Here is a 19,196-nt window from a genome sequence, read left to right as displayed (position 1 = left end):
CGCGCAGGACCGCCGCGCCCGCATGCTCGCCGGTGAGGAGCAGTACCTGCTCCCGCGCGACAAGGGTCCGGTCAAGGGGTATGTGCGTGACATCGTGGACGCGCGCCGCAATCTGCTGGGGCTGTTCATGCCGCTGGCGCTGGTGTTGATCGTCAGCATGATCCTCTCGCCCGCGCTGCAGGCGCTGGTGACGCTGGCCATGCTGGTGATGATGCTGTTCATGATCATCGAGGGCGTGGTGCTGGGCCGCATGGTGAACAAGCGGGTCCGGGAGCGCTACCCGGACACCGCCGATTCCTCGTTCTCGCTGGGCTGGTACGCCTTCGTGCGCGCCTCGCAGGTGCGCCGCATGCGTGCGCCGAAGCCGCGGGTGAGCGCGGGCGACGCGGTCTGAAAACTGCCCGGCCGTCCTCGTCGACGGCCGGAGGATTTCCCCTGAGGGGCGGCTTCGGCCGCCCCTCAGTTGTGTTCACGGTAGGTCGACATCGCGCGGATCTCGAGGGCGACGCGATCGCGGTCGCGGTCGATGGCAGTACCGGAACCGGCCAGGCCCCAGCTGTCCTCGCGGTGGAACGGGACGGCCCGGCCGGCCGCGGCGAGCAGGGCGATGAATCGACGGAACATGGTGACTGCTTCGTGGGTGCCGGTCGTGGTCTGGAAGTGGCCGTGTCCGGAGGTGATGGTGGTCATGCGTGGGCCTCGCCCTCATCGATGTGATCGGTGGTGTCCCCGGCCATGAAGCCGAAGGTGAGAGTGCCGAGGGCCGCCATGGCGGATCCGGCTGCGACGATTGCGGACAGTGCTTGCATGGCAGTAAGTTTTCTATAGAGAACATACCGCCAACAGTGGCAGTTCTGACATAGTTCGCAAATATTCGGCCAGATGGGATCGGAACATGCTCTCGAAGGTCGCCGTGGTCCTCAACGACCACCTCGCCATGTTCGAATTCGGCGTCGTCTGTGAGGTTTTCGGCCTCGACCGCACCGCCGACGGATTGCCCGGCTTCGACTTCCGGGTCTGCGGTGTGCAACCAGGGAAACCGCTGGTCTCCAGCTCACCGGGCATCCAGGTGACGCCGCAGTACGGGCTCGAAGAGCTGCGCGACGCGGATCTGGTTGCCGTCCCGGCGTTTCCGATCTTCGCCGACAACCCCATCGACCAGAGCATGATCGACGCCGTGCGCGACGCCGCCGATCGCGGGGCCACCGTGCTCACGGTGTGCTCGGGCGCGTTCCTCGCGGGCGAGGCCGGGCTGCTCGACGGGCGCAAATGCACCACCCACTGGCGGTATGTCGACCTGCTGGCCGAGAAGTTCCCGCAGGCCACCGTCGACCCGGACGTGCTGTTCGTGGACGCGGGCAACCTGATCACCAGCGCGGGCACCGCGGCCGGGATCGACGCCTCCCTGCACTTGGTGCGGCGCGAGCTGGGCAGCTCCGTCGCCAATGCCATCGCGCGGCGCATGGTGGTGCCGCCGCAACGTGACGGCGGGCAGCGGCAGTTCATCGAACGGCCCGTCGTGGACTGCGATTCCGACAGCCTCAGCGAAACCCTGCACTGGATGGGCGAGCATCTCGAGATGCCGCACACGGTCGAATCGCTGGCCGCGCGCTCGGCCATGTCCACCCGGACCTTCGCGCGCCGCTTCGCCGCGGAAACCGGGACGACACCGGTGAAATGGCTGACCGGGCAGCGGGTGCTGCTGGCCAAACAGCTGCTCGAGGACACCGACCTGGATCTCGAATCCCTGGCGCACCGTTGCGGATTCGGTTCCGGGGCGCTGTTGCGGCACCACTTCCAGCGAGTGGTCGGTATCGCGCCCGTCGAATACCGCCGTCGCTTCGGAGTGAAGGTTTCCTGACCGGATACGATGCCGACCCATGCGGTGGGGAGTGATGATCGCGGCGGTGCCGCTGGTGTTGTTGGTGGCCGGGACGACGGCCGGATGCAAGGATCCGCGCAATGCGGACGGTCAGTGCATCGTGGGCGGTGAGACGACCAATCACGACAAGGTGGTGTCGTGTTCGAAGCCGCACGACGGGAAGATCGTGGCGAGCGTGAGCGATAAGTCCGCGTGCCCGTCGGGGACCGACTGGTCCTACACGGCCCGGGACCTGAAGGTCGAGTGCGTGCACAACGAGAAGAACTACTGACCCGGGGTCGCTCGACGCCGATCGTCGTGCCTACTCGGCCGGAGCGCAGGTGTAATTGATACCGTGCTGACGTGTCGCACACTGCTCAGACAACCGATCGGCCGTTGCGGACCCTGGTGCTCGGTGGCGCCCGGTCCGGGAAGTCGGCCTTCGCGGAACAGCTAGTCGCGTCGGAGGCGGTGCGATACATCGCCACCGCGATCGCCGATCCCGCCGATATCGACTTCGCCGAACGCATTGCGGCGCATCGGGCCCGGCGGCCCGCGGACTGGACCATCGTCGAGGGTGACCCGGTCGCCGCGCTGGCTGACACCGCGCATTCGGCCACCGCAGGCGCGGGTTCGGACACCGCGCCCGCTGGTTCGGCCGGTGCGCCCGCGGGGTCAGAAACCGCATCCGCGACCCTCGTCGATGACCTCGGCACCTGGCTGACCGCGCGGCTGGATGCCCGCGCCGCTTGGGAATCCCCGCGCGGCACCGTCGCCCCCGACATCGACGCCCTGGTCTCCGCCGTCTCCGCCTACGAGCATCGCCTGATCATCGTCAGCCCCGAGGTCGGCCTCGGCGTCATCCCCGCCACCGCCTCCGGCCGCCTGTTCCGCGACGAGATCGGCACCCTCAACCAGCGCCTCGCCGCCGTCTGCGACGAAGTCTTCCTCGTCGTCGCCGGTCAGGCCGTCCGTGTCAAGCCCGACCGCGCCACCGCCTCGGCCGCCGCCCTCTCCGACGCCGCCGCGACCACAACCTCGGCCGCCGCGGTGGCAGCTGCGCCGGATCAGGCTGCCGCGCAGGCAACTTCGGCAGGCGGAGCGGGTGCCGAGACCTCGGTTGCCGCAGCCTCGGCTGGTCCGGGCGAGCAGGGGGCGTCGGCCGGCGTGATCGGCTCCGATGCCGCTGCGGGCGTTGCGGATTCGACGGTGGCGGCTGAGAAGCCGGTGTTGAGCAAGCCGGTTCGGATTTCGTTCGGGACGGTGCCGGGGCCGGATGCGGTGGTGCGGGCCGCGGCTGAGGCTCGGCAGTTGCAGTTGACCAAGCCCGGTGGGGCGCTGGGGCGGTTGGAGAAGTTGGCCAACTGGGTGGCGGCTTGTCAGGGGGAGTGCCCGCCGAAGCAGTTCGAGCGGGCTCGGGTTGTCGTGTTCGCCGGTGATCATGGTGTTGCGCAGCATGGGGTTTCGGCGTATCCGAGTGAGGTGACCGGGCAGATGGTCGCCAACTTCCTGCACGGTGGCGCGGCGGTGAATGTGCTGGCGCGGCTCGCGGACGCGACCGTGCGCGTGGAGGACATCGCGGTGGCGGGGGATACCGCGCCGGAGATCTCGCGGCACAAGGTGCGGCGCTCCAGCGGGTCCATCGATCGGGAGGATGCGCTCAGTGAGGCCGAGGTGCAGGCGGCGCTGACCGCCGGAGCCACCATCGCCGACGAGGAAATCGATTCCGGCGCAGACCTTCTCATCGCCGGGGACATGGGCATCGGCAATACGACGCCCGCCACCGTCCTGATCGCGGCCATCACCGACACCGAGCCGGTGGTCGCGGTCGGCCGCGGCACCGGCGTCGACGACGCGGGCTGGATCCGCAAGACCGCCGCCATCCGCGACGCCATGTGGCGGGCGCGGCCCGTGGTCAAGGACCCGGTTGCCTTGCTGCGCACCGTATCCGGCGCGGACTTCGCCGCCATGGCCGGGTTCCTTGCCCGCGCCGCCGCCCGCCGCACCCCGGTCATTCTCGACGGCGTCGTGGTGACCGCCGCGGCCCTCGTCGCCGACCAGCTCTCCCCGGGCTCCCGCGCCTGGTGGGTCGCGGGCCACCGCTCCAGCGAACCCTCCCACACCATCGCCCTGCAGCGCCTCGATCTGGAACCTCTCGTCGACATGGGCATGCGCCTGGGCGAAGGTTCCGGCGCGGTCGCCGCCCTCCCGCTGCTGCGTGCCGCAGTGGCTACCCTCGCCGAAATGGCCACCTTCGCCGAGGCCGGAGTCAGCACCGCCGACGCCGAAACCCCCGGTGCGTAGTCTGCCGCCGATCGCGCCACCACTTCTCGTACTGCGAGATGTGGTGGCGCACTACGTCGTCGGGCATCCGATGGCACGCCGAAATGCGTTGGGGCCTGGGTCTGCCCGGCGGAAGGCCGAGGTGAGTCGTTACGGCCAGCGGGCCGCTACAGACTGCCCGCCGCCGTACGAATTCGGCTCGATGCCGAGGGTGGTTGCGGATGGCTCGGTTGTGGGTATCGGGGTCCGGGCGTGAGCGGGGTTCGGCTGGCGTTGTCGTGGCTGACCGTGTTGCCGGTGCGGGGGCCTGAGCAGGTGGATCGGGCGGTGGCGGGGCGGGCGATTGCGTGGGCGCCGCTGGTCGGGGTGTTGCTCGGGGCCGGGGCTGCCGGATTGATGTGGGGGATGGGGGAATTGGGGGCGTCGGGGCTGTTGGCTGGGTTCATCGCCGTGGCCGGGCTGGCATTGATTACCCGGGGGATGCATATCGACGGGCTGGCCGACACGATGGATGGGCTCGGGAGTTATGGGCCACCGGAGCGGGCCCGGGAGATCATGAAGAGTGGTGGGGCCGGGCCGTTCGGAGTGGCGGCACTGGTGTTCGGTGTTGCGGTGCAGGCGGTTTCGTTCGCTGCGCTGGCCGAGGCGGGGCAGTGGGCGGCGGTGGTGCTCGCGGTGGCGGTGGGGCGGGTTGCCGTGGTGGTGGCCTGTCGGCGGGGGATCGAGGCGGCTCCCGGGGCCGGGTTCGGTGCGCTGGTGGCGGGGACACAGGGGCACGTCGTCGTGCTGGTCTGGGCCGCAATCGCCGGTGCGGCTTCGGTATTCGCGACCGGAAACCTCTGGCAGGGGCCGGTGGCGGTGGTCCTCGCACTGGGCGCGGCCATGGTGCTGGGGCGGCATTGCGTGCGGCGGTTCGGCGGGCTCAACGGTGATGTGCTCGGTGCCGCACTGGAATTGAGCGTCACGGTTGCGGCCGTGGTGCTGTCGCTCGCCCGCTAGCCGGGTGTTGTCGCTCGCCCGCTAGCCCGGTGCTGTCGCTGGCTTGACCGGGGCGCTGTCCCTGGGCGGTCGAGTTTCCGCTGCGTCGTGGTTTCTGATTCGGGCTGCGCCCGCCGGAGCATTTCCGGTGGCGCGCCGGGCGCGTAACAGATCGTTTGCCGGTGCAATCCGACCGACCAGTGGTCGCGAATACACCGTGGATCGCATCTGCCCTGGCCCGGAAATGGAGTCGCGGAATGCTCGGAGTTCTGTTGCAGCTGGGTGTGCTCGTGCTGTTCGCGGTGGTCGCGGTGGGGGTGTTCCTGATCGGGGATCGGCTGCGGCCGAAGTCCTGGCAGCACGGGGACGATTCGGGGGCCGGTCACATGATGCTCGACATGGTCAATATGTTCTTCGCGGCCATCGTGGCCTTCGTGGTGGTGATCCTGTGGCAGCAGTACGACACCTCGCACGATCACACGGTGACGGAGGGCAAGGCGCTGGTGAGCGTCTACGAGACCGCCAATGACATGCCCGCACAGGACCGCAAGCAGATCCAGGGGCTGGTGAAGGACTACACCAAGCAGGTCATCGGCGACGAGTGGCAGGTCATGGACAAGCACCGGCGGCTGAGCCCGGCCGCCCAGGCCACCCTCGACGATCTGCGCGACGCGGTGTCGGCGGTACCGGCCACCGACGCCGATGCCAAATCGACCCAGGACAAGGCGATGACCGGCGTCGACGCCATCGCCGAGGCGCGCTACGACCGCGGCCTGGACGCGGGCTACCGGCTGCCCAGCTTCCTCTACATCGCCCTGTGGTTCGCCACCGTCATGCTGCTGTTCGGCACCGTGTTCTCCGGCGTGGTGGTGACCAAGAAGAGCATCGTGATGACCGGCCTGTTCGGTGTGGTCCTCGGCGCGGTCATCGTCGCCATCTACCAACTGGATCAACCGTTCTCGGGCGGCAACCACGTTTCCAAGGACGCCTACGAACTGGCGCTGTCCCGGTTCGAGCACATCACGTCCGCCGAACCGGCGGCCGGCGCCAACCCGCGCTGAACCATCCGCACACGGCCTTCGGAGGCAGCATGAACCGGACTCGTAGGGCGGCACGGGGATTCGCGGCGGTCACGGCGGTGCCGCTGGCCGCCGCCCTGCTCACCGTGCGGCCCGAAGTGGCGCAGGCCGATCCGGGACTACCCGGGTTGCCGCCCATCGGTGAAATCCTCAGCGGCAGCGCCGGATCCGATGCGGCGGGTCCGATCGACGCGCCCACCGGCAGCGGGCTCGGACTGGGGACCGGCAGCAGTTACAGCGGCTCCGGGGCGGGCGGCGGCGTGTCCTCGGGCAGTGCGCTCGGGATGCCACCGAATCCGGTGGCCGGTCCGCCTGCCGGGGGTGTGCTGAGCACCGGCAGTGCTGCGACGGGCAGCGCCGCGATCGGTAGCGGGGCCACGGCGGGCACGACAGGGTTGATGCTGCCGAACCGCAATTCCCGTATCGCACAGGATCACTCGCCGGCTCCAGAGCGGCCGGTCGAGGTGGCCGCCGCACCCAACACCCTCGGCGGACTCGCCGGATTGGACTCGGGCAGCGTCGCGACCGCCTGTGCGGGCAGTGCCGTGGTCGGCAGTGCCGCACTGGGTTTGGGGATTCTCACCGGCAGCGGAATGGGGTCCGGCCTGATCGGGCCAGGCTTCATCCCCGGCTCCAGCGGGCTGGTCGGTCCCGGCTCCGCGGGGGCGGGCAGCGTGGTGGTGGGCAGCGCGGTGACCGGAAGTGCCCTGCTCACCTGTCTGCTGCTCCTGCCCATCCCCGTGCAGGAACCCTTTGTGCCCCTGGAGATCCCACACGCTCCGGCCGCCGTCCCGGTCGCGGCCCCGGCTCCGCTGCCCGCGCCCGAGGCGATTCCGCCCGCACCGCAACCGATTCCGCCCCCACCTCCGCCTCAGCACGTCGAATACGCCGCTCCGATACCGCCGCCCCACCCGGCCACCTGGACCGCGCTGCAGGTCATGACGGTCATCGTCATCACGATCATCGCCGGTGCACGCGCCCGGATGGCCAGGGCTCACGCTGGTGGCGGTGGTGGCGGTGGTGCTGCCGAGTAAGCGTTGGATTCCGGCCAAAAGCACGCCGGAATGACGGGGGAACACACGCCGGAATGACGGGGGAACACACGCCGGAATGCCGAGGCGCGTGCCCGCCGGAATGAGGAGGCGTGCCTGTCGAAGTGACGGGGCGCGACTCAGACTGGCGGGCGAGCTACCGAGGCATGGCGAGGTGCGCCGCAGAGGGCGCAGTGAGGTGCCGCTGAGGTCGTGGGGCGCGGCGGTGGCCCTGGCGGGTGCGTGTACCCCGGCGCGGGAATTACTTGCGGAACTTGGCTTCCAGATCCGTGGCGGTGGCCTGGAGGTCGGCCGGAGTGTTGGTCTTGAAGATGCCTTGGAAGCCGGCCTCGGCCTTGATCGCCGCCTCGACCTCCGGGTCGTGGTAGATCTCGGTGAGGCGCAGGTACTTCGGGTTGTCCTTGTCGGCGGCGCGGGCGGCGAAGATGTTGATGTACTGCTTCAGGTCGGGGCGCTCGGGGTCATCGGTGTAGATGATCTGGTCGTTGGTCAGGCCGGCCTGCCGCGCCCAGGTGTCGTCGACGTAGGCGGCGTCCACGCTGTCCAGGGACGCGGCGGTGAGGGTGGGGTCGATGGTGGTGAGCCGCACCCGGGAGGCGGACTTGTCGACGTCCTCGAGTTTCGAATCCCAGGAACCGCCGCCGCGCAGCACGATCAAGCCCGCCGCGGCCAGATTCAGTAGCGGCCGCACCTGATTCGCGGGATTGTTGCTCAACGTGATCTCCCCGCCCTGCGGGATCTCGCTCACCGCCCGGTGCTTCTTGGAGTACAGCCCCAGCGGATAGATCTCCGTAGCCCCGATCGGCACCAGCGTGTCGTTGTTGCGGGCGTTGTAGTTGGCCAGGTACCGGATGTGCTGGAACTTGTTGAGGTCGATGCGGCCCTGCGACAGCGCCGGGTTGGGCTGGTTGTAGTCGGTGAAGTTGGTGAACTCGACGGTGATGCCCGCCTCGGCGGCCTTGCGCTTGAACACGTCCCAGTGCGGTTGTGCGAGATCGTTCACACCGATGCGCACCACGTCACCGTGGTGTTCCTCACCACAGGCGGCCGTCAATGCCAGTGCCAGCAGGACCGGAAACACCAGAAAACGGCGCAATTTTCGCATTTCACGCACCGTAGGGGAGGGTTCGCGCGTACCGGAACCGTTTGGCTCCCCCGGATCGCAATCATTGCCCGCCGATTGCCCGCACGGTTGCATGGCCGGGTTCGATTTCCACCCATCACACAGCAGCATGCGGGAGCACGAGTGAAATTCCATCGGGTACTGGCGATCCCGGTCCTGGTAGCAGCCGTCGCGAGCCTCACCCTCACGGCCTGCGGCAGCAGCGGCGACTCCACCGGCAATACCGTGCGCATCGGCACCACCGAATCCGATCCGCACTGGGACGTGTTCAAGGACGAGGCCAAGAAGCAGGGCATCAACCTCGACATCGTCCACTACTCGGACTACTCGCAGCCCAATACGGCGCTGGCGCAGAAACAGGTCGACGTCAATCTGTTCCAGCACCTGCAGTTCCTGGGCCAGTACAACGTGGCCAACAACCAGGATCTGACGCCGATCGGGGCCACCTACATCGTGCCGCTGGGGCTGTACTCCAAGAAGCACAAGTCGGTCGCGGAGATCCCGCAGGGCGGGGAGATCGCGATCCCGAACGATCCGACCAATCAGGCGCGGGCGCTGTTCGTGCTGCAGGCGGCCGGACTGCTCAAGCTCTCCGGCGACAAGTCGCAGCCGACGCCCGCCGATATCGACAAGGGCGCCTCCAAGGTGAAGGTCACCCCGGTCGATGCCGCGCAGACCGCGTTGTCGCTGGTGTCGGTGGACGGCTCCATCGTCAACAACACGTATCTGGCGAAGGCCGATATCGACCCGACCAGCGCGCTGTACAAGGACGATCCGAGCAATCCCGGTGCCGCGCCGTACATCAACGCGCTCGTCACCCGCGCCGCGGACAAGAACAACGCGACGTATCTGAAGCTGGTGGACATCTTCCACAGCCCGGAGGTGCAGAAGGCCGAGGCCGCGGACTCCAAGGGCACCGCGGTCGAGGTGAAGAAGACCGGTCCGGAGCTCGAGCAGATCCTGCAGCGGGTGCAGCAGACCATCCGCGACAACAAGTGAGCGACAACGACACCGGGTCGGCAGCTGTCGAATTCCGTTCGGTCACCAAGGTTTTCCGGACCGGCAAGCAGACCCACACCGCGCTCGACGATATCGACCTGCGCATCGAAAAGGGTGAGATCTTCGGTGTGATCGGCTATTCCGGCGCGGGCAAGTCCACGCTGGTCCGGTTGATCAACGCGCTCGAGAAGCCGACCACGGGCACCGTTCTGGTCTCCGGCGACCCCATCACCGGGGTCGCGGAGTCCCGGGTGCGGCAACTGCGCCGCGATATCGGCATGATCTTCCAGCAGTTCAACCTGTTCCGGTCGCGCACGGCGGCGGGCAATATCGAATACCCGCTGAAGGTGGCGGGCTGGCCGCGCGCCCGGCGCAAGGCGCGGGTGGCGGAACTGCTGGAGTTCGTGGGCCTTTCGGACAAGGCCCGCAGCTATCCCGACCAGCTCTCCGGCGGCCAGAAACAACGTGTCGGCATCGCCCGAGCCCTGGCCACCTCACCGTCGCTGTTGCTCGCCGACGAGGCGACCTCGGCGCTGGACCCGGAGACCACCGGCGAGGTGTTGCGGCTGCTGCGCAAGATCAACCGCGAGCTCGGCGTTACCATCGTGGTCATCACCCACGAGATGGATGTCATCCGCGCGGTCGCCGACCGCGTCGCGGTCCTCGCCGAGGGGCGAATCGTGGAGCTGGCCAGCACCTTCGACGTCTTCGCGACCCCGACCGCCACCCCCACCCGCTCCTTCGTCGAAACCGTCCTGCACAACCGCCCGACCGACGAGGAACTGGCGCGTCTCGCCGAACGGCACACCGGCCACCTGGTCACCGTGCCCGTCGACGACGACAACAGCATCGGCGCGGCCCTCACCGCCGCCGCGGCCGAGGGCGTCACCGTCGAGATCGTCTTCGGCGGCGTGAGCACGCTGCAGGACAAGACCTTCGGCAGTCTCACCCTCGCCCTCGACGGCCCGCAGGATGCGGTCGAGCGCGTCGCCGCCGCCCTGGCCGCGCCGGGAGCCACGTCGACGGTCGATTCGGTCGATGTGGCGGACACCGAGAACGAGCGGAGGAGCGCATGACCCACACCGTGAGCAATCTGGCTGCCGTGCATACGGATTGGGATCGACTGCGGCCGGTGCTGGGCGAGGCTGTGAGCACGACGATCTACCTGGTGCTGCTCACCTTTGTGGTGGGCGGGACCATCGGGTTGGTGCTGGGGTCGCTGCTGTATACGACCCGCAAGGGTGGGTTGCTGGCCAATGCGCCCGTGAATCTCGTGCTGAATGTGCTGGTCAATGTGGTGCGGCCGATTCCGTTCATTATTCTGCTGGCCGCGTTGGGGCCGGTGACGTTGAAGGTGATCGGGACGACGATCGGGACGGATGCCGCGGCATTCGTGATGATCGTGGCGGCGTCCTTCGGGATCGCGCGGATCGTGGAACAGAATCTGGTGACCGTGGACCCCGGGGTGATCGAGGCGGCGCGGTCCATGGGCGCGGGGCCGTTGCGGATCATTCTGACGCTGTTGATTCCGGAAGCGTTGGGGCCCTTGGTGCTCGGCTACACGTTCGTGGTGATCGCCATTGTGGACATGTCGGCGATGGCGGGCACCGTCGGCGGCGGCGGGCTGGGTGATTTCGCGCTGGTATACGGGTACCAGCGGTTCGACTGGCAGGTCACGCTGGTGGCGACGCTGATCATCATCGCCGGGGTGCAGGGGATCCAGTTCCTGGGGAACTTCCTGGCTCGGCGGGTGCTGCGCCGGTAGCCCTCCGGTAGCGCGCGAGCGCCGATAACCCGCCGGGTGCCGCGTCGATGAGGGGCGCGGCGGCCCGGCGGGTGCCGGTCAGGACACCTTCTCCAGCTTCGGCACCTGCCACTTGCCGTTGAGCACAGTGTCTTTGGGCGCGTACAGCCGCAGGGTGAGGGAGAAGTCGCCGGATTCCGGGATCGGCAGCCAATGCCCGGCGGGCACGTCGGGCCCGGGATCGGCGCTCTGCACGACGATCTCGACGGTGCCGTCCGCGGCCGGGGTGAGCGGCACCAGGTGCCCGACGGAGTAGATGCGCGCCGGATTCTGGATCAGGTAGCTCTGCGCGTCATAGGCGGTGATCGACCAGAAGGCGTCGACGGGCGGCAGCTGACCGCCGGGGAAGGTGAGACGGAATCGGCTGTCGCTCTCGGCCTTCGCGTTGACGGTCGGGTACACCGCGTCGCGGGGCAGATTCGCGCCCAGCCCGACCGCGGCGACCTGGGCGCGCAGCGGATAGTCGGTGCCGTAGGTGCCGACATGGAGGTCGAAGGACCAGCCGTTGGAGTTCTGGGCCTTCGGATCGCGGTAGGCGGCAATCTGTTTGCGGGCCGCGGCGACCCCGGCGTTGAGCATGTCCGTGGACGCGGCGTTCATGGTCGCGCCCGGGGTGAGACCGATGGTGGCGAAGCGCTTCATGGCGTCGACGTCGTCCGGCGCGGCCGGATTCTGCGCCAGCACCGCGCACATACGGTTGAAGAAGGTGGGCCCGTCCATCTGCGCCACCGTCTGCGCGGGCGCGGCACCGCCGGCGGGTTGCGCGCCCGGGCCGCCGTGGACGGCGTTCGGGTCCGCGTTCCACACGCTGAGCGGGGCCAGTTTCAACTGCTGTTGCAGGGCACGCACATTGTCGATGTCGTTGTCGCCCTTGTATTCGATGCGTCCGAGCAGCCAGGTGGTGCCGGTCGGCATGGCCAGCTGTGTCATGCCCGCGGGCACCGTGCCCTTCCAGCTGGGTCCGGTGATCAGGTAGGTGTAGGGCGGGTGGGGAGCGCCGGTGGCGAGCCGCGGGTTCACGCTGCCGGGATCGTGCACGGTGTTGGTCCACGCGTCCAGGAACTGCATGAGCCAGTACCGGCCCTCGATGGCGGGGACCTGCACCACCATCGGCTCGGCGCGCAGGTCCAGCCACGCCTGCGAGTAGAGGGTGTCCAGGTTCAGCCGGACGACCTGCTTCTCGTCGGGAGTGGGCGGGTTCTGGTGCACGAATTGGTTTGCCGGACCGCCGGTTTCGCGGGTGACGTCCATGAGGACGAGTGGGAATCCGAAGACGTAGGCGTCGGCGGCGATCTCGTGCGGATCGGTGGAGGCGGCGCTGGTGCTGGTCGCGCTGGAGCCGCTGCTGGACTTGCCGCACGCGGTCAGTCCGAGGGCGGCCAGCGCGGCGGCGCCCAGTCCGATGGCCATCCGGCGATTGACGCGCGGGGCGCTCGGTAGATCCATACGTACCACCTCCGACTCGTGTTTTTGCAGTGCGACTGCAAGTGTACCGGCTACTCGCTGGTTACCGTACTGCGGGGGCGGTGGCGGACCGCGGATGTGAGACCGGTCGATCTTGTTTCCGGCGCGGGCTGCTCCTGTTCCCACGTGGTGGCGCCGCGACCGGGATAGTCTCCGAGACAGCGGGATCCGGGAAGTGGGGACTATGGACGCGCTGTGGAGGTTCCTCGTCACGCGGCGACATCAGCTGCTCGTCGATTCGTATCTGCATGTGTCGGCCGTGGTGCAGTCGCTGGTGATCGCCACGGTGGTGGCGGTGGCCGTCGCGGTGCTGGTGTATCGGAGCCCGCTCGGTTCGTCGGCGGCGACCGCGGCGGCCAGCGCGGTGCTGACCGTGCCGTCGTTCGCCTTGCTGGGCTTGCTGATTCCCGTGCTGGGGCTCGGTGTCGCGCCGACCGTCACGGCGCTGGTGATCTACGCGCTGCTGCCGATTCTGCGCAATGCCATCATCGGGCTGTCGTCGGTGGACCCGGCCGTGGTGGATGCCGCGCGCGGGGTCGGGATGAATCGCTGGCGGGTGCTCGCCGTGATCGAACTACCGCTGGCCTGGCCCGCCATCCTGACCGGCATGCGGGTCAGCACGCAGCTGATCATGGGCATTCTCGCGCTGGCCGCCTACGCCAAGGGTCCGGGGCTGGGCAATGTCATCCTCTCGGGCCTGTCGCGGCTCGGCAGCCCGAACGCGGTGCCGCAGGCGCTGACCGGGACGGTGCTCGTCGTCGTCCTCGCGCTGCTGCTCGACGGGGCGTTCCTGCTCATCGGACGTTTCACCACCTCGAAGGGGCTGCGATGACCGCCACCGTGTCCGGAGTCGGGATCGTCCTCGACTCGGTCTCCAAATACTATGCGGCACAACCCGAACCGGCCGTCGAGGCGGTGTCGATGACGATTCCGGCGGGGGAGATCGTGGTGCTGGTCGGCCCGTCCGGCTGCGGCAAGACCACCACCCTGCGCATGATCAACCGGCTCATCGAGCCGAGCGCGGGCACCATCTCCATCGGCGGGCGCGATGCCGCCGCCATGAATCCGGACGAATTACGGCGCGGCATCGGATATTCCATCCAGCAGGCCGGGCTGTTCCCGCATCTGACCGTCGCCAAGAATGTCGCCACCGTGCCGGGGCTGCTCGGCTGGGACCGCAAGCGGACGGCCGCGCGGGTCGACGAGATGCTTTCGCTTGTCGGCCTTGATCCGGACACGTATCGACGCCGGTATCCGCGGCAGCTGTCGGGCGGGCAGCAGCAGCGGGTCGGGGTGGCTCGGGCGCTGGCCGCCGACCCGCCGGTGTTGCTGATGGACGAGCCGTTCGGCGCGGTCGACCCCATCACGCGCGGGCTGTTGCAGGACGAATTGCTGCGCCTGCAAGCCGAATTGGGCAAGACGATCGTGTTCGTCACCCACGATTTCTCCGAAGCGGTCAAGCTCGGTGATCGAATCGCCGTGCTCGGCAGCCGATCCCGCATCCTGCAGTACGACACCCCGGCCGCGATCCTGGCCCGCCCCGCCGACGAGACGGTCGCAGGATTCGTCGGCGCGGACGCCTCACTCAAACAGCTGACCCTCACCCGGGTCGGGGAGGTGGAGCTCGACGACTGCCCGGTCGCCCTCGAGGACGATCCCGTCGAGGCGCTGCGCGGTGCGCTCGCCGGTCGGGACTGGCCGTGGGCGCTGATCCTGGACGACCAGCGGAGGCCACTGCGCTGGGTGTCGGCCACCGAGCTCGCCACGGCCTCGTCGCTGCGGGAGGCCGGAGAGCCGGTGGGGCAGATGCTCTCCGGGCGTTCGACATTGCAGCACGCCCTGGAGGCACTGCTCACCCAGCAGAACGCCACCGCCGTGATCACCGGAGCGCGTGGCGAATACAGGGGTCTGATCACCGTCGACACCCTGGTCGCGCATCTGTCGGCGTTGCGTGCCGGGCAGGCGGAAGCGGGTGCGGTGCAGTCGGAATCGGGTGTCGAGCAGCCTGGCGAGGTGCGCTCATGACCGCGGGCACCGTCGCTGGACCGGTGCGCACTGCGACCGCGCGGCGTGCCGAACGGCTGCGGCTGCTTGTGCAGCCGCTGTTCGTGATCGTGCTGACCGCCGGGGTGCTGGTTTGGTCCTTCAGTCGGACGCTGACCGTCACCCAGCGGGCGAGCATGAACGCGGACAACATCGTGACCGTCACCCGGCAGCATCTGGCCATCACGCTCGCGGTGGTGGTGATCGTGCTCGCGGTGGCGGTGCCATTGGGGACATTGGTGAGCAGGCCCGGATTCCGGCGTCTCGCACCGGTTTTCATCGGGATCGCCAATATCGGGGCCGCCGCGCCCGCGATCGGGCTGATCGTGTTGTTCTATCTCGTCACCCGCACCACCGGGTTCTGGATCGGGGTGCTGCCGATCGCGTTCTATTCGCTGCTTCCGGTGCTGCGCAATACGATTCTCGGCTATCAGCAGGTGGATCCGACGGTGGTCGACGCCGGACGCGGGCAGGGGATGTCCGCGGCAACGGTGTTGCGGCGCATCGAGTTTCCGCTGGCGGTGCCGTACATCCTGGCGGGACTGCGGACTTCGCTGGTGCTGGCCGTCGGCACCGCGACGCTGTCGTTCCTGGTGAGCGCCGGCGGGCTCGGGATTCTCATCGATACCGGGTACAAGCTGCGCGACAACGTCACGCTGGTGGTGGGCGCGGTGCTCGCGGTCGCGCTGGCGCTGCTGGTCGACTGGCTCGGGGCGCTGGCCGAGCGCTTCCTCGGGCCGAGGGGGCTGCGGTGAGATCCGGAAAACGGTTGGGCTGCCTGATGATCGGGCTGCTGCTCGTGCTGACGGGCTGCGGGCTGGAGTCCGGCAGCGCGGTGCCGCTGCGCGTCGGCCCGGGCAGTATCCGCCCGATCGCCGCGCTGCACGGGGTGACGGTGACGGTCGGCTCCAAGGATTTCACCGAGCAGAACATCCTCGGCTATCTCATCGAGTACGCGCTGTCCGCCGCCGGTGCGAACGTGCGCGATCTGACGAATATCCAAGGCTCCAACAGTCTTCGGGACGCCCAGTTGCACGGGCAGATCGACGTGGCCTTCGACTACACCGGCACCGGATGGGTGAACTATCTCGGCAAGGAGACTCCCGTCCCGGATGAACGCGGGCAGTTCGAGCAGGTCCGCGACGCCGATCTCGCCGCCCACGGCATGGTGTGGACCGATATGGCCCCGATGAACAACACCTACGCCATGGTCACCAGTGCGCACACCGCGCAGGAGACCGGCGTGGCCACCCTCTCCGGCTACGCCGCGCTGATCGCGAAGGACCCCGCCGCGGCAGGGACTTGCGTCGGCACCGAATTCAACGTCCGCCCCGACGGATTCCCCGGCATGGCCGCCAAATACGGCATCGACAGCGGCAAAGTACACAAGCAGATCGTCCAGGACGCCCTCGTCTACCAGGCCACCGCCGACGCCCGCCAATGCCGCTTCGGCTCCGTCGCCGCCACCGACGGCCGCATCCCCGCCCTCGACCTGGTCCTGCTGAAGGACGACCGCTCCTTCTTCCCGAAATACAATGCGGCCCTGGTCCTCCGCGCCGACTTCAACCGCGCCCACCCCGACATCGCCACCCTCATGGCCCCCATCGCCGCCCTCCTCACCAACCCGGTCATCACCGAGCTCAACCGCCAGGTCGACGTCGACGGCCGCGAACCCGCCGACGTCGCCCGCGACTGGATGGTCGCGCAAGGCTTCGTCACCGCGGGGTGAATGATGGGAGGCGACGTGAGGAGCGGTTCGTGGGCGTATTGGTCGACAGGGCGATGCTCGAAGCGGTATTCCCGCCCGGCACGCTGATCACGCTGTCGCAGAACGCACTCGGCGTCGTCACCGACCCGGTGGCGCGATCGATACTGCGCGACATCGGGTTACCCGCGATCGACTGGTTGGACGTCACCGAGGAGCTGCGCGCCGGACAGGTGAACCTCTCGGAAGACGAGCTAGTCGAGGAATACGGCGAATTCGGCTTCGACGTCACCCGCTGGCTATGCCTCGGCACCATCTCCAGCGATGTGGTCTACCTCGACACCGCCGACGGCACAGTCTTCAGCATCCCCGACGGCGGCATCCCCGCACCCCTCAACAAATCCCTCGAAACCTTCGTCTACTTCCTCTACCTCCTCGAAACCGAACGCCCCAACTACGATTTCGACCACCCGACCCCCGACGGCACCTACCGCCCCGGAGCCGAAGACCGCCTACGCCAGTCGATGTTCGCCACCGACCCAACAGGTTTCGCCCCACCGGACCCGGATTCGGACTGGGACCCCGGCGAACCCACCTGGCAACTAGCCCTCCGCTTCGTCGCCGACAAACTCCAGTAGGTTCCCGGGCATCAACGGTCGGGGCGAACGTTACGTGAGCCTGGTATCCGCGAACACCACCATCGCGTCACGGTAGTAGACGGCCAATCCCGCCGCGATCCGATCGAAACTCGCAGTGGCCGTGGGATCGTCGAGATAAGTCTGGGCAAGCTGCTTGAACATCTGCGCGTCCGGGGTCCACGTGGCACTGACGATGCGGTAGGCGGCATCGATCTCGGACTGCACAGCCGCATCGCCGACCGGCGTCCGTGCCGCCATCAGCTCCGCCATGCGGATCATCGCCGCGGTCGTCTCCTCCTGCATTCGCGCGATCTCCTCGGCCGACAGCGAGTCGGTGTGCGCCTTCGAGCGTTCGAACGCCGTCGCCTGATCGGGCCAGCGCCGCATCGCGTCAGCTTCGTACCGGCTCGGATCGAATCCCTCGAAAAGGTTCTCCGGCCTGTTGATCTCGGGCATGTCGATGGTCTCCTCCTGTGCCTGGAGTTCCTCGATGGTGCGGGCGAGCGTGTGCACCACTCGATCGAGGCGGTCGCGTTCCCGCAGCAACCGCGCGTGGTGTTCCTGCAACGCCACCAGCCGATCGGTCTGCCGATCGAGAATGGCCGCGATCTCCTCGAGCCCGAGATCCAGCTCCCGCATCACCAGAATCCGCTGCAGCCGCAACAACTGCGCCTGCTCGTAGAACCGGTACCCATTGCCACGAACCCCCGCCGGCGGCAGCAAACCGATCTCGTCGTAATGCCGAAGCGTCCGCGTCGTCACCCCGGACATCCGTGCGACCTCCGCAATCGACCAGCCCACGCCCCACTCCTCACCCCACTGAACCCCGCCGGTCCCTCCGGCACCTCGACGCTAAACATTCACGCCACGTGAACCTCAAGACCTGCCCCAACCGAGCAAGCCTAAGCGCGCCAATCCCCTCGAATGCCGGGGCTAGCGGCTGCTTCGCGAAATCGAGCGGGGCGTCGAGGGCGTGCCGTGAGCGGTGAACCAGTCAGCGGCATGCGTGGTGAGGACGGTTCAGTGGCCGCGAGCGGTGACGTACGTGGGGTAGTGGGCCGCCAGGGCTTGGTCGTAGGTGGGGAGGCGATTGGGAGAGTCGCTGATGTCGCACTGGAGAGCAACGCGATGGTGTGCGATCTCCGACGACACGGTTATGGTGGGGGTACCATAACCATATGGGCCTAAAGAAGACGACTGTGATGGTGGACGAGAACGATCTGGAGTTGATCAAGCAGGCGGCGGCGCGGGAAGGTCGGCCGGAGTCTGAAATCTTCCGGGAGGCATTCCATCTCGTCGCGATCCGGAGTCGTCGGTGGCAGGAGGACTGGGATATTCCAGTTGTCGATTTCGGACGGCCTATCAGTGACGATGAGGTTCATCGAACCGTGCGGGATGCGATCACCGATCCAACGGAGGATAAGTGATTCTGATCGGTGACACCTCGGGTTTGATCGCGGCGTTCAACGCCTCGGAACCCGACCATGATGCCGCCCGAAAGGTTCTGCAGCAGGCGGCCCTGACGGTCGTCTCTCCGCTGGTGCTGCTCGAGATCGAGCATGTGCTCACTCGAAATGTGAACCGCGAGGCCGCTTACGGAGTCAATGATTGGCTGTTGGCGCAGGAACGCACGGGGCGGATCGAGATCTCGGAAATTCCGGCGGCGGTGCTCCGGATCGCGCGGCGGGTGCAGAAGCGGTATGTCTCGCTGTGCCTGGACTTGACCGATGCGACGAACATTGCTCTGGCCGAGCGATACGAGACGGCCGACGTGCTGACCTTGGACCGCCGCGACTTTCGTGCCGTCACACCGCTTACGCTCCACGCCGCGTTTCGGGTGTTGCCGGACGATATTTGACCACTGATTTGGTCCCTCCCGGATCCTGTTGGGGGACAGGGTATCCGGGAGGGGGGACAAGTCAGAGGTTGACGGGGTAGGTGGGTTCTTGGATTTCGGGCTTGATGCGGTTCTCGACGAAGATGCCGTGCCAGATCATGAAGATCAGGAGGGTCCAGAGGCGGCGGCTGTGGTCTACGGGGCCGGTGCGGTGGGCGTCGAGCATGGCCAGGATGGCCTGTTTGTTGAGGAGGTGGTCGGTGCCGGAGTCGGTGATCTGGGCGCGGGCCCAGTCGTAGAGTTCGGGGCCGCGCAGCCAGTGGCGCAGGG

At 67.9% G+C, this 19,196-nt stretch carries 23 protein-coding genes; 17 read left to right on the top strand and 6 right to left on the bottom strand.

The features are described from left to right. A partial coding sequence (locus tag ACWELQ_RS11725; protein ID WP_452396991.1) for a DUF3043 domain-containing protein occupies window positions 1–394 on the top strand: 394 nt, incomplete at its 5' end. A gap of 65 nt (window positions 395–459) precedes the next feature. Here the strand turns inward: ACWELQ_RS11725 and ACWELQ_RS11720 are convergent. Together ACWELQ_RS11720 and ACWELQ_RS11715 are read right to left on the bottom strand one after the other, a co-directional pair. Next, window positions 460–690, bottom strand: a complete 231-nt coding sequence (locus ACWELQ_RS11720; RefSeq protein WP_452396990.1) for a hypothetical protein — start codon at window positions 688–690, stop codon at window positions 460–462. Further along, window positions 687–809, bottom strand: coding sequence for a hypothetical protein (locus tag ACWELQ_RS11715; protein WP_452396989.1), 123 nt, complete (start codon window positions 807–809; stop codon window positions 687–689). Before ACWELQ_RS11715 ends, ACWELQ_RS11720 begins: the two co-directional genes overlap by 4 nt. 86 nt (window positions 810–895) lie before the next feature. Here ACWELQ_RS11715 and ACWELQ_RS11710 point away from each other — a divergent pair, with 86 nt between their 5' ends. The 6 genes from ACWELQ_RS11710 (at window position 896) to ACWELQ_RS11685 (ending at window position 7,235) form a co-directional block, all read left to right on the top strand. After that, window positions 896–1,861 carry a helix-turn-helix domain-containing protein gene (locus ACWELQ_RS11710; RefSeq protein ID WP_452396988.1) on the top strand — a complete coding sequence of 322 codons (966 nt, stop codon included), beginning with the start codon at window positions 896–898 and terminating at the stop codon, window positions 1,859–1,861. A gap of 19 nt (window positions 1,862–1,880) precedes the next feature. Beyond that, window positions 1,881–2,153, top strand: coding sequence for a hypothetical protein (locus ACWELQ_RS11705; RefSeq protein ID WP_452396987.1), 273 nt, complete (start codon window positions 1,881–1,883; stop codon window positions 2,151–2,153). Between the two features lie 71 nt (window positions 2,154–2,224). Further along, window positions 2,225–4,165, top strand: a complete 1,941-nt coding sequence (gene cobT, locus ACWELQ_RS11700; RefSeq protein ID WP_452396986.1) for a nicotinate-nucleotide--dimethylbenzimidazole phosphoribosyltransferase — start codon at window positions 2,225–2,227, stop codon at window positions 4,163–4,165. Between the two features lie 231 nt (window positions 4,166–4,396). Next, entirely contained in the window at window positions 4,397–5,143 is a 747-nt protein-coding gene (locus tag ACWELQ_RS11695; protein WP_452396985.1) for an adenosylcobinamide-GDP ribazoletransferase, read from the top strand. A gap of 236 nt (window positions 5,144–5,379) precedes the next feature. Beyond that, entirely contained in the window at window positions 5,380–6,183 is an 804-nt protein-coding gene (locus ACWELQ_RS11690) for a bestrophin-like domain (protein WP_452396984.1), read from the top strand. Between the two features lie 29 nt (window positions 6,184–6,212). After that, window positions 6,213–7,235 (top strand): hypothetical protein, encoded by a 1,023-nt coding sequence (locus tag ACWELQ_RS11685; protein ID WP_452396983.1) that lies wholly within the window; start codon window positions 6,213–6,215, stop codon window positions 7,233–7,235. Window positions 7,236–7,494: 259 nt separating this feature from the next. Here ACWELQ_RS11685 and ACWELQ_RS11680 read toward each other — a convergent pair whose 3' ends face one another. Then, entirely contained in the window at window positions 7,495–8,358 is an 864-nt protein-coding gene (locus tag ACWELQ_RS11680; RefSeq protein ID WP_452396982.1) for a MetQ/NlpA family ABC transporter substrate-binding protein, read from the bottom strand. Between the two features lie 141 nt (window positions 8,359–8,499). On the opposite strand from ACWELQ_RS11680, the gene ACWELQ_RS11675 reads away from it, so the two are divergent. From ACWELQ_RS11675 to ACWELQ_RS11665, 3 genes are read left to right on the top strand one after another with little or no spacing between them, the layout of a single operon-like run. Further along, a complete protein-coding gene (locus tag ACWELQ_RS11675) occupies window positions 8,500–9,375 on the top strand; it encodes a MetQ/NlpA family ABC transporter substrate-binding protein (protein ID WP_452396981.1) in 876 nt (291 codons plus the stop codon). After that, a complete protein-coding gene (locus tag ACWELQ_RS11670; RefSeq protein WP_452396980.1) occupies window positions 9,372–10,451 on the top strand; it encodes a methionine ABC transporter ATP-binding protein in 1,080 nt (359 codons plus the stop codon). The genes ACWELQ_RS11675 and ACWELQ_RS11670 overlap by 4 nt, the downstream gene beginning before the upstream one ends. A 26-nt stretch (window positions 10,452–10,477) precedes the next feature. Continuing rightward, on the top strand, window positions 10,478–11,140 hold the full coding sequence (locus tag ACWELQ_RS11665) for a methionine ABC transporter permease (protein WP_452396994.1): 663 nt from the start codon (window positions 10,478–10,480) through the stop codon (window positions 11,138–11,140). 78 nt (window positions 11,141–11,218) lie between these two features. On the opposite strand, the gene ACWELQ_RS11660 is transcribed toward ACWELQ_RS11665, so the two are convergent. Further along, window positions 11,219–12,625: a DUF1254 domain-containing protein gene (locus tag ACWELQ_RS11660; RefSeq protein WP_452396979.1), complete on the bottom strand. Its 1,407-nt coding sequence runs from the start codon at window positions 12,623–12,625 to the stop codon at window positions 11,219–11,221. 202 nt (window positions 12,626–12,827) lie between these two features. Between ACWELQ_RS11660 and ACWELQ_RS11655 the strand changes: the two genes are divergently transcribed. From ACWELQ_RS11655 to ACWELQ_RS11635, 5 genes are read left to right on the top strand one after another with little or no spacing between them, the layout of a single operon-like run. Then, complete coding sequence (locus ACWELQ_RS11655; protein WP_452396993.1) at window positions 12,828–13,475, top strand: ABC transporter permease; 648 nt, start codon at window positions 12,828–12,830, stop codon at window positions 13,473–13,475. Next, a complete protein-coding gene (locus ACWELQ_RS11650; RefSeq protein ID WP_452396978.1) occupies window positions 13,472–14,668 on the top strand; it encodes an ABC transporter ATP-binding protein in 1,197 nt (398 codons plus the stop codon). Before ACWELQ_RS11655 ends, ACWELQ_RS11650 begins: the two co-directional genes overlap by 4 nt. Further along, a complete protein-coding gene (locus ACWELQ_RS11645) occupies window positions 14,665–15,441 on the top strand; it encodes an ABC transporter permease (protein WP_452396977.1) in 777 nt (258 codons plus the stop codon). The genes ACWELQ_RS11650 and ACWELQ_RS11645 overlap by 4 nt, the downstream gene beginning before the upstream one ends. A 26-nt stretch (window positions 15,442–15,467) precedes the next feature. Further along, window positions 15,468–16,415 (top strand): glycine betaine ABC transporter substrate-binding protein, encoded by a 948-nt coding sequence (locus ACWELQ_RS11640; protein ID WP_452396992.1) that lies wholly within the window; start codon window positions 15,468–15,470, stop codon window positions 16,413–16,415. Window positions 16,416–16,444: 29 nt separating this feature from the next. Continuing rightward, on the top strand, window positions 16,445–17,029 hold the full coding sequence (locus tag ACWELQ_RS11635) for an SUKH-4 family immunity protein (protein ID WP_452396976.1): 585 nt from the start codon (window positions 16,445–16,447) through the stop codon (window positions 17,027–17,029). 30 nt (window positions 17,030–17,059) lie between these two features. Here the strand turns inward: ACWELQ_RS11635 and ACWELQ_RS11630 are convergent, their stop codons facing one another. Then, the gene (locus tag ACWELQ_RS11630) at window positions 17,060–17,830 is read right to left on the bottom strand and encodes a MerR family transcriptional regulator (RefSeq protein WP_452396975.1); all 771 of its coding nucleotides are present in this window, start codon (window positions 17,828–17,830) and stop codon (window positions 17,060–17,062) included. A gap of 377 nt (window positions 17,831–18,207) precedes the next feature. On the opposite strand from ACWELQ_RS11630, the gene ACWELQ_RS11625 reads away from it, so the two are divergent. Next, entirely contained in the window at window positions 18,208–18,456 is a 249-nt protein-coding gene (locus ACWELQ_RS11625) for a ribbon-helix-helix protein, CopG family (RefSeq protein ID WP_452396974.1), read from the top strand. Beyond that, on the top strand, window positions 18,453–18,887 hold the full coding sequence (locus tag ACWELQ_RS11620) for a type II toxin-antitoxin system VapC family toxin (protein ID WP_452396973.1): 435 nt from the start codon (window positions 18,453–18,455) through the stop codon (window positions 18,885–18,887). The genes ACWELQ_RS11625 and ACWELQ_RS11620 overlap by 4 nt, the downstream gene beginning before the upstream one ends. A 61-nt stretch (window positions 18,888–18,948) precedes the next feature. On the opposite strand, the gene ACWELQ_RS11615 is transcribed toward ACWELQ_RS11620, so the two are convergent. Next, the coding region (locus tag ACWELQ_RS11615; RefSeq protein ID WP_452396972.1) for an asparagine synthase-related protein at window positions 18,949–19,196 on the bottom strand (248 nt) is incomplete at its 5' end.

It is taken from the genome of Nocardia sp. NPDC004722 (assembly GCF_053601505.1).
Note: the sequence above shows the minus strand (reverse complement) of the source record. Positions and strands in the feature narration are given on the sequence as shown.